This window comes from Acinetobacter nosocomialis, assembly GCF_041021905.1.
In the GTDB taxonomy this organism is placed as follows: domain Bacteria; phylum Pseudomonadota; class Gammaproteobacteria; order Pseudomonadales; family Moraxellaceae; genus Acinetobacter; species Acinetobacter nosocomialis.
Genome location: NZ_CP157432.1, coordinates 3,360,179 through 3,372,663, shown reverse-complemented (window position 1 = coordinate 3,372,663; position 12,485 = coordinate 3,360,179). Strand labels below are relative to the sequence as shown.

Annotated in this window: 12 protein-coding genes and 1 riboswitch; of the genes, 7 read left to right on the top strand and 5 right to left on the bottom strand. The window is 39.7% G+C overall.

The genetic code is table 11. From position 1 onward, the window contains the following. Positions 1-21: 21 nt before the first annotated feature. Together baeS and ABLC00_RS15655 are read left to right on the top strand one after the other, a co-directional pair. Positions 22-1,683: a sensor histidine kinase efflux regulator BaeS gene (gene baeS / locus ABLC00_RS15660; RefSeq protein WP_031944210.1), complete on the top strand. Its 1,662-nt coding sequence runs from the start codon at positions 22-24 to the stop codon at positions 1,681-1,683. 19 nt (positions 1,684-1,702) lie between these two features. After that, complete coding sequence (locus tag ABLC00_RS15655) at positions 1,703-2,389, top strand: response regulator (protein ID WP_002051374.1); 687 nt, start codon at positions 1,703-1,705, stop codon at positions 2,387-2,389. A 63-nt stretch (positions 2,390-2,452) separates the two neighbouring features. Here the strand turns inward: ABLC00_RS15655 and ABLC00_RS15650 are convergent, their stop codons facing one another. Both ABLC00_RS15650 and ABLC00_RS15645 read right to left on the bottom strand, forming a co-directional pair. After that, on the bottom strand, positions 2,453-3,895 hold the full coding sequence (locus ABLC00_RS15650; protein WP_033846592.1) for a YdiU family protein: 1,443 nt from the start codon (positions 3,893-3,895) through the stop codon (positions 2,453-2,455). A gap of 113 nt (positions 3,896-4,008) precedes the next feature. Next, on the bottom strand, positions 4,009-5,181 hold the full coding sequence (locus ABLC00_RS15645; RefSeq protein WP_002051241.1) for an acyl-CoA desaturase: 1,173 nt from the start codon (positions 5,179-5,181) through the stop codon (positions 4,009-4,011). Positions 5,182-5,389: 208 nt separating this feature from the next. Here ABLC00_RS15645 and ABLC00_RS15640 point away from each other — a divergent pair, with 208 nt between their 5' ends. Next, entirely contained in the window at positions 5,390-5,920 is a 531-nt protein-coding gene (locus ABLC00_RS15640; protein WP_004885301.1) for an META domain-containing protein, read from the top strand. A 27-nt stretch (positions 5,921-5,947) separates the two neighbouring features. Here the strand turns inward: ABLC00_RS15640 and ABLC00_RS15635 are convergent, their stop codons facing one another. From ABLC00_RS15635 to ABLC00_RS15625, 3 genes are all read right to left on the bottom strand, one after another. Then, the gene (locus ABLC00_RS15635; protein ID WP_004885303.1) at positions 5,948-6,661 is read right to left on the bottom strand and encodes a glycerophosphodiester phosphodiesterase; all 714 of its coding nucleotides are present in this window, start codon (positions 6,659-6,661) and stop codon (positions 5,948-5,950) included. 73 nt (positions 6,662-6,734) lie between these two features. Then, positions 6,735-7,313 (bottom strand): cob(I)yrinic acid a,c-diamide adenosyltransferase, encoded by a 579-nt coding sequence (locus tag ABLC00_RS15630; protein WP_348941031.1) that lies wholly within the window; start codon positions 7,311-7,313, stop codon positions 6,735-6,737. 96 nt (positions 7,314-7,409) lie between these two features. Then, entirely contained in the window at positions 7,410-9,260 is a 1,851-nt protein-coding gene (locus ABLC00_RS15625) for a TonB-dependent siderophore receptor (protein ID WP_009503662.1), read from the bottom strand. A 22-nt stretch (positions 9,261-9,282) separates the two neighbouring features. Continuing rightward, positions 9,283-9,490, bottom strand: a riboswitch (cobalamin riboswitch). Positions 9,491-9,616: 126 nt separating this feature from the next. Between ABLC00_RS15625 and ABLC00_RS15620 the strand changes: the two genes are divergently transcribed. The 4 genes from ABLC00_RS15620 (at position 9,617) to ABLC00_RS15605 (ending at position 12,374) form a co-directional block, all read left to right on the top strand. Next, positions 9,617-10,276 (top strand): phosphoribosylanthranilate isomerase, encoded by a 660-nt coding sequence (locus ABLC00_RS15620; protein ID WP_004711989.1) that lies wholly within the window; start codon positions 9,617-9,619, stop codon positions 10,274-10,276. Then, positions 10,260-11,489 (top strand): tryptophan synthase subunit beta, encoded by a 1,230-nt coding sequence (gene trpB / locus ABLC00_RS15615; RefSeq protein WP_004711992.1) that lies wholly within the window; start codon positions 10,260-10,262, stop codon positions 11,487-11,489. The genes ABLC00_RS15620 and trpB overlap by 17 nt, the downstream gene beginning before the upstream one ends. 10 nt (positions 11,490-11,499) lie before the next feature. Further along, entirely contained in the window at positions 11,500-12,009 is a 510-nt protein-coding gene (locus tag ABLC00_RS15610) for a DUF1543 domain-containing protein (RefSeq protein WP_033854194.1), read from the top strand. A 152-nt stretch (positions 12,010-12,161) separates the two neighbouring features. Then, positions 12,162-12,374 carry a hypothetical protein gene (locus ABLC00_RS15605; protein ID WP_002051387.1) on the top strand — a complete coding sequence of 71 codons (213 nt, stop codon included), beginning with the start codon at positions 12,162-12,164 and terminating at the stop codon, positions 12,372-12,374. Positions 12,375-12,485 lie beyond the last annotated feature (111 nt).

Genomic DNA, 12,485 nt, shown 5'->3' with positions numbered 1-12,485 from the left:
GATAAAAATGAGAGAATGCTTTTGAACGTTCTACGTGTTCCCATTGCATTGCGGCTATTTTTAACGGTCTTGCTTACCACGCTGTTAATTGCAACCGCAAGTTTGAGTGTTCTGCACTGGACCATGCAAAAGAACTTTGCCAAATATGTGGCTGATGTTGAAATGCAAAAGCTAGATCGGCTCATGACCAATCTTGGAAATGTTTATAACGTTTATCATGATTGGGGAAACGCGATTCAAGCCCAAATCTTACAAATTGAAGGAACAGCCGCTCCAGATGATTACGATCGTCTTTCACAGTGGTGGTTAAGACGCCAATATGACATTGCCATTCAGCAGCATTCTTTCGATGAACACACTCTCATTAATGTTTCTCCAGATGGTGCATCTCCAAATAAAAATTCTATTTTTAGCGATGAAGAGTTACGCACACTAGAAAAAAACTTACCTTCTGAATATCAACCATTTGAAGGTTTAAAATTCCCGTTAAGTGCTAACCAGTTTCGTCCACGTGATGACAATAAAAACAAGTCAAAAAGAGGAAGTCTCAAAGATATTGAGACACAAAATGGTAAGAAGCGCTTTATTGCTTTACCAGACCGTTTAGGCTTAAGTTCTCGTTTATCCTTATATGATGCCAAACATCAGTTTGTAGTGGGCGAACCGCCATCTTCAGATCAAATGTCGTACCGTCCTATCATCGTCAACAATGAGGTGGTAGGGTATTTAGGACTAAAACCAGTCCTAGATAAAGAAGATGCTTTAAGTATTAATTTCTTTAGTAATCAAAAGCGTTATTTACTTTTAATTTATGCCTTAACATTGCTGTCGAGTTTAGTTGCAGCACTTTTAATGGCAACTTATTTTAAAAAGCCAATTCAGCGTTTATTAAATGCAACAAATGAATTAACTAAAGGTAATTATCAGCATCAAGTTGTGATTAAACGAAATGATGAACTAGGTGACTTATCAACTCAACTAAATCATTTAGCCGAGATTTTACATCAACATGAAGAATCACGACGTCAATGGGTTGCAGATACATCTCATGAGTTAAAAACACCATTAGCTGTATTGCAAGCGCAAATCGAGGCAATGCAAGATGGTATTCGAAAGGCGACTCCTGAACATCTCGATGCCATGATGAGACAAGTTTCAAGCTTAAAGAAACTCACTCAAGATCTTGCAGACTTGGCACAGGCCGATGCCCAGCAACTTAAATGCTATTTAAGTTCGGTCAACCCTTGGGATGTTGTACTGCAAGAAGTTGAAAATTTCAGGCCTAAACTCGAACAGGCAGAGCTGGAAATTGAGGTGGAAGGTGAGGGCGTTCCATTATTATTAGACCGTGATCGCTTTAAACAAATTATTGTTAATTTAATTAGTAATAGTATTCGTTATACCGAAACAGGTGGAAAGATTCATATTCATACAAGTCAAACGTCTCAGGAGTGGACTTTATATGTCGATGACAGTCCGTTTGGTTTAAGTGATGAGCAATTATCACGTTTAGGTGAACGTTTTTATCGTGTAGATGATTCGCGCACGCGTAGTACAGGTGGAACAGGACTAGGCTTAGCTTTATCTTGTAAAATTGCGCAAGCGCTTGGTGGTACACTAAGTTTTGAACACTCACCATTAGGTGGTTTACGTTGTGTACTTACCTTTAAAAAGCAGAGTTAAATAAAAGGAAAAATGGCCCATGAAACATGTAATGTTGGTTGAAGATGAAGTCGAGTTAGCGCATCTGGTGCGTGATTATCTTGAGGCTGCTGGTTTCGAAGTAAGCATGTTTCATGATGGTCAAGATGCTTATACGAGCTTTCAACAACGTAAACCTAATTTAATGATTCTGGACTTAATGGTTCCAAGAATGGATGGTTTAACGATTTGCCGTAAAGTACGTGAACAGTCAGACTTACCAATTATTATGGTAACTGCACGTACTGAAGAAATTGACCGTGTTTTAGGGCTAAATATGGGAGCAGATGATTATGTGTGCAAACCTTTTAGTCCAAAAGAGTTGGTTGCCCGTGTACAAGCAGTTTTACGCCGTTTGGAACGTAAGGCTGAGCCAGAACAAAATGATTCGTTCCGCATCGATAAAGCCCAACAAAGAATTTGGTATCAACAAAAATCTTTAAGTTTAACGCCGACAGAATTTCGCCTACTTGAGCTATTTTTAGAACATGTGGGGCAAGTTTATTCACGTGCACAATTATTAGATCATATTAATCCGGATAGCTTTGATGTTGCTGACCGAGTTATTGATAGCCATATTAAAAACTTGCGTCGAAAAATCACGGAAGTGGCGGAAACTGGTAACCGTCATGAGTGGATTCAAGCTGTTTACGGTGTAGGGTATCGCTTCGAATATCCTGAAGAATAATTGCTTAGAAAAGTTATTCTGTGGATAACCACAATGTTATCCACAGAAAATGTGGATAAAAAATTAAGACGAACAGCTCACTGCTACATCAGGTACATCGTTTGGCAATGGCCCTAAGTCTTCAGGTTTTTCCAAATCTGGTTGTCTTGTATAAGGATGATTGAGTAACTTAAACAAACGGTCTACTTCACTAAAATCATCTCGCTCCGCTGCTTCAATCGTTCGCTGTGCCATATGATTACGTAAAATATAAATCGGATTTGCTTCTTGCATGTTCGCATCAAGTTCATCGGTATCTTGATGTTCACGAATATTTTCATATTGCGTAAGGAAAGCATCAAATTGTCGAATATCAAGGCAATCATCACGTAAAACCTTATATTCTTTATTTTGAAGGCGAATAAAGCTTTGAGTGTAATCAAGTTGCTCTGTTTGCAAAATACGTAAAAAGCTTAAGCCGCATTCAGTACTGTCTTTATGAAAATGAGGAAGGCCCATTTTTTTGCATAAACCAGTGGTGTAATGCTCAATAAAAGTTGGTTCAAATTCTTCTAGACAAGCGGCCAACGATTCTTTGAATTGCTCCTTTTGCTCAGGCTCAGCAAGTGGAATGAGATTATTTAACCAAGTCCATAAATTCCAGTGCGCAATACTCGGTTGGTTTTGATAGGTATAACGTCCTTGGTAATCAGAATGGTTGTTAATCCAGTTTGGACGGAAACGTTCCATAAAACCGTATGGGCCAAAATCGAGTGTAGAGCCCGTAATATTCAAGTTATCGGTATTCATCACACCGTGAGCAAAACCGACCAGCTGCCATTTAGCAATCATAATGGCTGTATTTCTAATCACAGCTTTAGCAAAAGCTAAAATAGGCTGTTCTTCTTGTTGGCATTCTGGATAGTGCCATTCAATGCATTTTTGAGTGAACTCGGCCAATAACTCAGGCGCATATTGATTGATCCATTCAAAATGCCCTAAACGAATATGGCATTCAGATGTTCTAAGCAGCATCGCGCCCGGTTCTAGTTTTTCACGTTGGACACCTTGGGTAGAGCTTGTAAAACCTATTGCATGACTTGAGGCGACTCCTAGAGCATTTAAGGCATGACCTGCTAAATATTCGCGAATAACTGAACGTAAAACTGCTCGGCCATCTCCCATGCGTGAATAAGGGGTAGGGCCTGCACCCTTCAAATGCAAATCGATGGTTTGACCTTTTTTATTCAGAATTTGTCCAATGAGTAAACCGCGTCCGTCGCCTAGCTGACCTGCCCATTGTCCAAATTGATGGCCTGCATAAACCATTGCCAAAGGTGGAAACTCTGGGAAAGTCCGCTGGCCACTACAGATCTCAACCCATGCTTTTTTTTCTTCATCTGTCCATTGTAATTCTTCGGCTAAAGCTAGATTAAAGTGTCCAGCCTTTGCACCTCGAAGAGGGGAAGGCTGCTGTATATGAAAAAGCTTAGAATTGAGTGATGAATAAAGCGGATTAAATTGCATAGGCTGGACTAAATAATTGAGGCGAACTTCACTATACCATAGTTAAAAACGAGCCAAAAAAATAGCGCCTGCAAAGCATGGCTTTACAGGCGCTATTTCGAACTAGAGTCGTATTAGTCTGGTACGACGTTTGTGTTCTTTTTAATGTTACGCATTAAAGTTTCTAGACACTCACGATGATGACTCAAACGATGTTCAAGCAATTGGAAATCAACTTTTAACTTATGATCCATTTTATGAATCTTTTCAGCCATTGCTGCTTTCTTTGCTTGTAACTCTTGTTCTTTGAGTTTCGCCCAGTCATTTAAAGTATGCGTAAATGCTTCATATTCTTGAGCAATACGTTGCTTCATTTGACTAATGTCGGCATTTACATCGTGACCATAAATCGCAAGATCCTGTTCAGCATATTTAAACTTCATTGCCAATTCTGCTTTTTTAATATTAAAGCTTGGAATACGACGTAGGTTCTTTGCTAAACCAATCTTAGAACATGTCCAAATTAGCCATTTAGTTGGGTCATATTGCCACCATTTCACACCATTACGATAATCGTATTGGAAAATATGGTGATAGTTGTGATAACCCTCGCCCCATGTTGCAATCGCTAACCAGAAGTTATCGCGTGCTGAATTTTCATCGGTATAAGGACGTTTACCAAACATATGGCAAAGAGAGTTAATGAAGAAAGTTACTTGATGGCTAATGATTAAACGTACTAAACCACCGAGAAGAACAACTCCCCATAAATCGCCAGTTGCCCAGCCGACTAAACCTAAAATACCAACGTGAACTGCTACGACAAGTAAAGCATAGTATTTATGCTGGAACATCACCAGTTTGTCATTGAGTAAATCAGGCGCATTTTTAAAGTCTGGCTCAGATGGAGAATGATCGCGAATCATCCAACCCATATGGGCATACCAGAATCCACGTTCAATTGAATATGGATCTTCATCCACATCGTCAACATGGCGATGGTGGGTACGGTGACCAGATGCCCAAAACAGAATACTGTTTTGTACAGCAAATGTGCCGCCAATCATTAAAAGAATTTTAAGAGGTAACGACGCTTCATAAGCACGATGTGCCCAAAGACGGTGATAACCAGCAGTAATCCCCATGCTACTTAAAGCTAAAAGAAAAAATAAGCTTACCCATGCGCTTACACTAAAATCATAATAATACGCGTAAATCGGGATTATGATTGCAGCAAGAATTGGTAAACCAATTAAGGTAATGCTAGCGGTCCAGTTAATTGGGGCCTTGAGTGGGGCGGAAGTCATATCCGGCAGCGCTCCTAGAAACCTTGTCATACAAGGTAAAAAGACAAAACGACATAGCAAAACCAATCATCAAGATTTATTGCTATTTTGCACACCATATTAGCACGTGCATAGTGAGAATCACTAACATTATTGTACAGATGTATCGAAAGAACCGTAACAGAATTAAACCATGCTTGGCAACATTTCAGATAGGAGAAGTTGTGTAATGAAAATACAGCGATTGAGAAAAAAGAATAGCATTGATATTGCAGGAAAATTGCCATTGAAATGTCTTTTCATCGCAATCAGCCTTGTATTGGCAGCATGTCAAAGCGCGCCGCAACAAAATGTTCAAAAAGGCCATGTAAAACCCATACACCATGCACAAACTCCGGTAGTTAAAAAGAAAGTGAGCCCGGAAGGTGTTCAAGATATTGATTGGCAAATCACTCAGATTAATGGTCATAAGGCAAAATTCTTTAACCAATGGCCGACTCTTTCACTGAACTCAGCAGTCAAAACTATAACCGGCCATACCGGATGTAACCGTATTTTTGGACGATACACTTTTGATTTCAACCAAAAGAAACTTGATATGGAAGTTAATGCGGGACATTCAAGTTGTGATGGTGCTTTGGCACAAGAAGCAGAACTAGTTGATTCCTTACAACGTATTCAACGCTTCCAGTTGGTAGGTAATACCCTATATTTACTTGATCAGAATGGACAACGCCTGATTCAGGCCGAGAAAAAATAAAAGGTGGTTAATACCACCTTTTTTCATTTAAAGTGTTTCGAGCATTGTTGTAGGAATATCTGTAATTAAGCCCTGAATATCTAAATCACGGAGCTTCTTCGCTCTTTCTACATCATTTACTGTCCATACACTAATGTTTAAACCTGCTTGGTGAGACAATTGAATCATTTCATCTGTAGCAAGCTGGTCATACCAACCAATATGACAGCAACCAAATTGATGAGCGAGTTCAATCGCTGTAGCTCCAACCGGAAGTTCAACTAACAAACCGCGTTTAAATTGAGAGTTGATATCACGTAAGGCAGTTAGAATTTGAAGATCGAAACTTGTAATAGTCACGACTTTTTCATACCCCTGTAATTCAGACTCAAGCTTTTGAACTAACTTTTCTGCAAATGCCATATCTCTGACAGCTTTAACCTCAACTTCAATATGATCAAAGTTATCAAGTAAATTTAAAACGCCTGTAAGAGTAGGGGTTGGCTCTGAATTTGGCCAATTGGGCCAGTTTTGTCGATGATCAAATGATAAAGCTTGAGCCAAAGTAGATTGCTCAACAATTTGGTCGACTCCAGCTGTACGTAAAAAATTATCATCATGAATAACGACCAGTTCTTGGTCCTGAAGCTGGCGAATATCAAATTCGACACCACGAATACCTAAATTTTTTATGTGCTGAAAACCACCTAAAGTATTTTCAGGAGCTTCTCGGCGTGCACCACGATGACCAATAATGCGCATAATTTTCTTCTATTCAGTTATTGTTGATTATGGCCTCTTCAAAAGTAGAGACCATACTTAAATTAGTCTATTTTTAAATAATCTCATTAATATTTTTTTGCCAAAGCACTTCTTGTCCACCTTCTGCACGTTGTAAAGCACGAGATGCGACAAATAACCAGTCAGATAGGCGGTTTAAAAGTTGGAGTGCTGTGGCTTGAATATTTTGGTCACGAGTCTGTACCGACATAAGTGATCGTTCTGCACGACGGCAAACAGCACGCGCTTGATGAGCGTAACTGCAAGATAAAGAGCCAGATGGCAGAATAAACTCTTTCAGCATAGGCAAATCTTCATTCATACGATCAATTTCTTTTTCCAGAAATTCAATACAAATGGGCTGAAGCAAATTGTAATTGGGAATACAAACTTCGCCGCCTAAATCGAAAAGCCAATGTTGGATCAAGCTCAGGCTTTTGTCCCAATCTGCTTTATTAGTCACTTGGCTGGCTGTGATTTGTGCACGCAGTACACCAATAATGGCGTTCAATTCATCGACATCACCAAGTGCCGCAATTCGTAAATCATCTTTGGCAACACGAGAGCCATCGCCTAAACCTGTGGTACCTGAATCGCCTTTGCGTGTATAGATTTTGCTTAAACGGTGTCCCATGATGGATATCCTGAACATAAAAAAGGGGATAATGTCGGTCAGAACATTACCCCGAAACTGGAGTTAAGAAAATATTTTTATAATGAGGGTGAAAAATTAATAGCGGAAAGTTACGCCAACAGAAGCTTGGCGGCCTGTATTAACATACCAGTCATTTGAAGGATATGTATTTAATACTTCACGATATTGAACATCACCTACGTTTTGAATATTGGTAAATAATTTTACGTTAGGAATAACATTCCAATAAGCATTTAAGTCTACTGTTGCATAACCTGGTACTCGCATAGAGTTTGCAGAATCTGCATAAGATTTAGCTCTAGCGATTAACGAAGCACTAATTCCATACACTGCATTTTCTAGACCAGTGCTTACAGTGAGAGTCTGGCGAGGTCGATAAGCAATTTCTGTATTGTCTTTTTCATTTTCTGTTTTTACGTAAGCATATTCAGTAGATAAGAACAGATCATCTTGATGCCACTTTATTCCAGCTTCGCCACCAATAAAGTTCGCCTTAGCTATATTTGTATTCGTGCCTGCATTGTAGGCAATAAGATCTTTAATTTTTGTATGATAAACAGAAAAATTAGTACTCACATTGGAAGTAAGATCATAGTTCACACCCATTTCATAAGAAGTACTTTTTTCTGGCGCTAAGTTTTCATTACCACCCCATTGTGAATATAGTTCATTCAAGGTCGGAGCCCTGAAAGCACTACCGATATTTGCATATACACTAGCATTAGGTAAGAAGTGATAACGGATAGCACCTTGTCCAACAGTATGAGTACCAAAGCGCTGGTTATCTTCTAAACGAACGCCAACTTGGGTGTCAAAAAGATCATTCTTTAGTTGATGCTGTAAATAATATCCCGTGCTATTTACACTCTTATCTGAGTTAAGAATGGTATTACTTTTATAATTTGCATCATTATATGTTGCACCAACCAAAATGTTCTGATTTGGAGTAAATTTCCATTTCAGGTTTAGATCGCTTTCATTGTTTTCAGTATTGTAATATGAGTCGTAAGCAGGAACATTTTGTTTATCTTGGACATTTGCATAGTGTGCATTAATGATGAGATCAGGCAAAATATTATAAGCAACTTTTGTGTTGATAACTCGATTTTCGAATAGACGCTGTGCTGTGTTGGTTATGTAATCATTACTGAAAATATTAGTGCCTTTATTTTCACTAATTGAAGCAGAAGCATCTATTAAGTTTTCTTGAAAGAAGCCCACTTTAGCGTGATAACCTTTTTGATCATATCCAGCCTTTTCATTTTCTGGTTGGCTTTCAAAAATACGTGTTCCATCACTTTCTAAGCGCTGACCACCTAGTTGTGCATAGAAACCTTGATCACTTACAAGATTGGCATTAACAATAGTCTTATAGGTATTATTTTCACCATAAATACCCGTTAGCTCAGCACCTGTTTTCTCAGGTTTTTTAGAAATTAACTGAACTACACCGCCAATAGCATCACTTCCATACTGAACTGATGCTGGACCTTTTAATATTTCAATTTGTTGAACATCTGTTGTATCTAAAAATGCGGGATATAGTGGACCAAGTTCATTTTGACTATTTAAACGAGCGCCATCTTTAAGAACCAATGTATGAACTGATTTAGTACCACGAAGCGAAATTTCAGAAATCTGACCTAGACCACCGCTTTGTTTTACATAGATGGATGGGTCACGTTGAATAATATCTGAAACGTTTAATAATGGATTCTGCTCAATGGTTTTTTCATCAATCACTGAAATGCGCGCCGGAACTTCACTCGCTTTTTCTGCGCTTTTTGAAGCAGTCACTACAATTGGATCGAGCTGAGTTGCGGTAGTTGTATCTTCAGCAAAAATAATAGGTGAACACCCCATCGCAATAGCGATAGCCCCTACCAGACGAGTAGGTTGAAAAGACTTAGACATAACATGCTCCATACATTCACCCCACGTGAATGATCGGGTAGATAATGAAACAAGCAGGTCTCCGGACTTCAGCGCCATAATTCATTTATGGACATATTCACCTTCCCACATCACTGCAGTGGTGTAAGTCGATCTCGACTTAAAAAATATGCTTTACATTGTTACCGTTGCGGGGGCAGTGCCGGATTTTCACCAGCTTCCCTAAAGCATCAATTGCTTACACTTGCTTCCATTTGAACGCAGTATAAAGTGCTGAATTGCTTCCTACAATGTCATTTCGAGCAATTCCCGGAGAACTTTTACGCAAGGGACTAAAATTGCATTACAATGACGCTTATTTTAAAAAATGGTTGTAGTTTAGGCAGATCATGAGCCCATCAAACCAAAAACGTACTCGAGCAAAAATTTGTGGAATTACTCGTAAGCAAGATGTTCAAGCAGTGGTCACAGCTGGAGCAGATGCGATAGGTTTTGTTTTTTTTCCGCCAAGTCCAAGAAACGTAACAGTTGAACAGGCAGAAGAATTGGCAAAACTTATTCCACCTTATGTACAAATGGTTGGTTTGTTTGTTAATGCAAGTGCCACTGAAATTCAGGATGTACTTGATTGTGTTCCCCTAGATGTATTACAACTACATGGCGATGAAACTCCAGAACAATGCCAAGACATCGCTCGCCATTGTAAACGTCGTTGGTATAAAGCAATTCAGGTTAAACCTGATCTGGATGTAGTTGCTGAAATTCAAAAATATCAGGCAGCTGGTGCCAGTGCTGTATTGCTCGATGCATGGCATCCTGAGCTTAAAGGGGGCACAGGACATCAGTTTGACTGGTCTAAATTCCCAAAACTTGATATTCCATTAATTTTGGCAGGTGGTTTAACCCCTGACAATGTCATTGACGCTATTCATACTACCGGTGCTTTTGCAGTAGATGTGAGCGGAGGCGTAGAGTCCGCAAAAGGTATAAAAGACCAACAACTCATTGAAAGATTTATGCAAGGAGTCCAACGTGGATCAGCAAAATAATGTGATTGACTATACCCAATTCCCAGATGCAAATGGGCATTTCGGTATCCATGGCGGACGTTTTGTGTCAGAAACTTTAATGGCGGCATTAGAAGATTTAGAAAATCTCTATTCCCGCATGAAAAATGATGAACAGTTTCTGGCAGAATTCGACCGTGACCTCGCCTACTATGTAGGTCGTCCTAGTCCACTTTATTATGCTGAGCGATGGTCAAAAGAGTTAGGTGGTGCACAAATTTACCTTAAACGTGAAGACTTGAACCATACAGGCTCACATAAGGTAAACAACACGATTGGTCAAGCACTACTTGCAAAGCTTTCTGGTAAAAAACGTATTATTGCCGAGACAGGTGCAGGCCAGCATGGCGTTGCAACAGCAACAATTGCGGCACGTTTAGGTCTTGAGTGTGTTGTGTATATGGGTGCTGAAGACGTTAAACGTCAAGCCATGAACGTTTACCGTATGCGTTTGCTGGGTGCAACAGTTGTACCTGTACAAAGTGGCTCTAAAACGCTTAAAGATGCCATGAATGAAGCAATGCGTGACTGGGTAACTAACGTTGATACGACTTACTATGTCATTGGTACAGTTGCAGGTCCGCATCCTTATCCTCAACTCGTTCGTGATTTCCAGTCGATTATTGGCCGTGAAGCACGTAAACAGATTTTGGAGCAAGCAGGTCGCTTACCAGATGCATTAGTTGCATGTGTAGGTGGTGGTTCAAATGCAATGGGCTTGTTCTATCCGTTCTTAAACGATGCCAATGTGAAAATGTATGGTGTTGAGGCTGCTGGCTTCGGTATTGAAACTGGTAAACACTCCGCGCCTTTAAATGCAGGTCATGTGGGCGTATTGCATGGTAACCGTACTTACCTCATGAGTGATGCACAAGGCCAAATTATCGAGACACATAGTATCTCGGCAGGTTTGGACTATCCGGGTGTGGGTCCTGAACATAGCTTCTTAAAAGATATGAAGCGCGTTGAATACGTGCCAATTAATGATACTGAGGCGCTGCAAGGTTTCCGTGACTTAACCAAAATTGAAGGGATTATTCCTGCGCTTGAAAGCTCACATGCTATGGCATATGTATCTAAGCTTGCACCAACCATGTCTAAAGATCAGATTATTATTGCGACTGTTTCAGGCCGTGGCGATAAAGATTTAATGACAGTTGCACGCATTGATGGCGTAGAAATGGTTGAGATGTAAGAGGAAAAAAATGCCAAGTTTGTTTATGGTAATGTTGGGTGGCCGTCATGCGCGTGCCAATACAGAAGTCCATGACATCGTTATGGCCGTAGGGGATACTTTAGAAGAAGTTTACCCTCAACTTAAACAGGCTTGGTTTGGTGAGGCTCAAGGGTTGCATATCGATGCTTGGGCCAAGCTTTCAGGAGTTAGCTGTCAAGGGCAGAACTATCAAATCCAGTTTACCGATGCAGCCCCATCAGCTTCAGATCTAAAGTTATATTTGATTAATCTGGGGGGATATACACCCCAAGCTTTTGGTGAGTTGCATAGTTATCATTTGGTTGTTGCACCTGATGCGGTAAGTGCAAAACAATTAGGTAAACAGTTTATAGATCAAGAGTGGCATAAACCACACACTGACCGTGTAGTGGATATTGATGATTGTATTCCTATTGACCATATTGCGGGTCGTTATATACAGTTAGTGCAAGGTGAGTTCAATCCAACACGTTGGGAAAATACTTATTTACTTCTTTAACTGTTCTTAAAAAAAGCTTAAAGGCAAAAATAAAATATAAAAAGTTGCTGATCTCATGTATAGCTCGCTCAAATCGCAACTTTTTTGTACCACTATTTACAATTCATCTGCTTAGACTAGAAGCTCAACATAAGCTCTTTGGAGTAATCAAAATGGGTCTTCTAGATGAAGTAGGTAAAATTGCTGGTGCAATTATCGCGGAACAAGGCGTCGATAAATTAGATCCAGATGCAGGTTTTCTAGAAAAAGCAGCTGGTGCTTTTGCTGGCTATGAAGCAGCAAAAATCGCTGAGAAAAAATTGGAAAATCAGGACAGTAACGAGCAAGAATCAGAGCCAGAACAGGCAAGTGACGATGATGCTTAACTTTTAGAAATTGAATTACACTTAAATCGAGAGTTGAATTTGATTTTGTTGATGGAGTGGGTCATAGCTACTGAAATAGACCCTCAAAGAGTTTAAGTTATCGTATATAGA

Bases quoted from the DNA above. Each gene is read 5' to 3' on its own strand.
- ABLC00_RS15655 (WP_002051374.1), top strand. From the start codon at position 1,703: ATGAAACATGTAATGTTGGTTGAAGATGAAGTCGAGTTAGCGCATCTG.
- ABLC00_RS15645 (WP_002051241.1), bottom strand. From the start codon at position 5,181: ATGACTTCCGCCCCACTCAAGGCCCCAATTAACTGGACCGCTAGCATT.
- ABLC00_RS15620 (WP_004711989.1), top strand. From the start codon at position 9,617: ATGAGCCCATCAAACCAAAAACGTACTCGAGCAAAAATTTGTGGAATT.
- ABLC00_RS15650 (WP_033846592.1), bottom strand. From the start codon at position 3,895: ATGCAATTTAATCCGCTTTATTCATCACTCAATTCTAAGCTTTTTCAT.
- ABLC00_RS15630 (WP_348941031.1), bottom strand. From the start codon at position 7,313: ATGGGACACCGTTTAAGCAAAATCTATACACGCAAAGGCGATTCAGGT.
- ABLC00_RS15610 (WP_033854194.1), top strand. From the start codon at position 11,500: ATGCCAAGTTTGTTTATGGTAATGTTGGGTGGCCGTCATGCGCGTGCC.
- ABLC00_RS15625 (WP_009503662.1), bottom strand. From the start codon at position 9,260: ATGGAGCATGTTATGTCTAAGTCTTTTCAACCTACTCGTCTGGTAGGG.
- ABLC00_RS15635 (WP_004885303.1), bottom strand. From the start codon at position 6,661: ATGCGCATTATTGGTCATCGTGGTGCACGCCGAGAAGCTCCTGAAAAT.
- ABLC00_RS15605 (WP_002051387.1), top strand. From the start codon at position 12,162: ATGGGTCTTCTAGATGAAGTAGGTAAAATTGCTGGTGCAATTATCGCG.
- ABLC00_RS15640 (WP_004885301.1), top strand. From the start codon at position 5,390: ATGAAAATACAGCGATTGAGAAAAAAGAATAGCATTGATATTGCAGGA.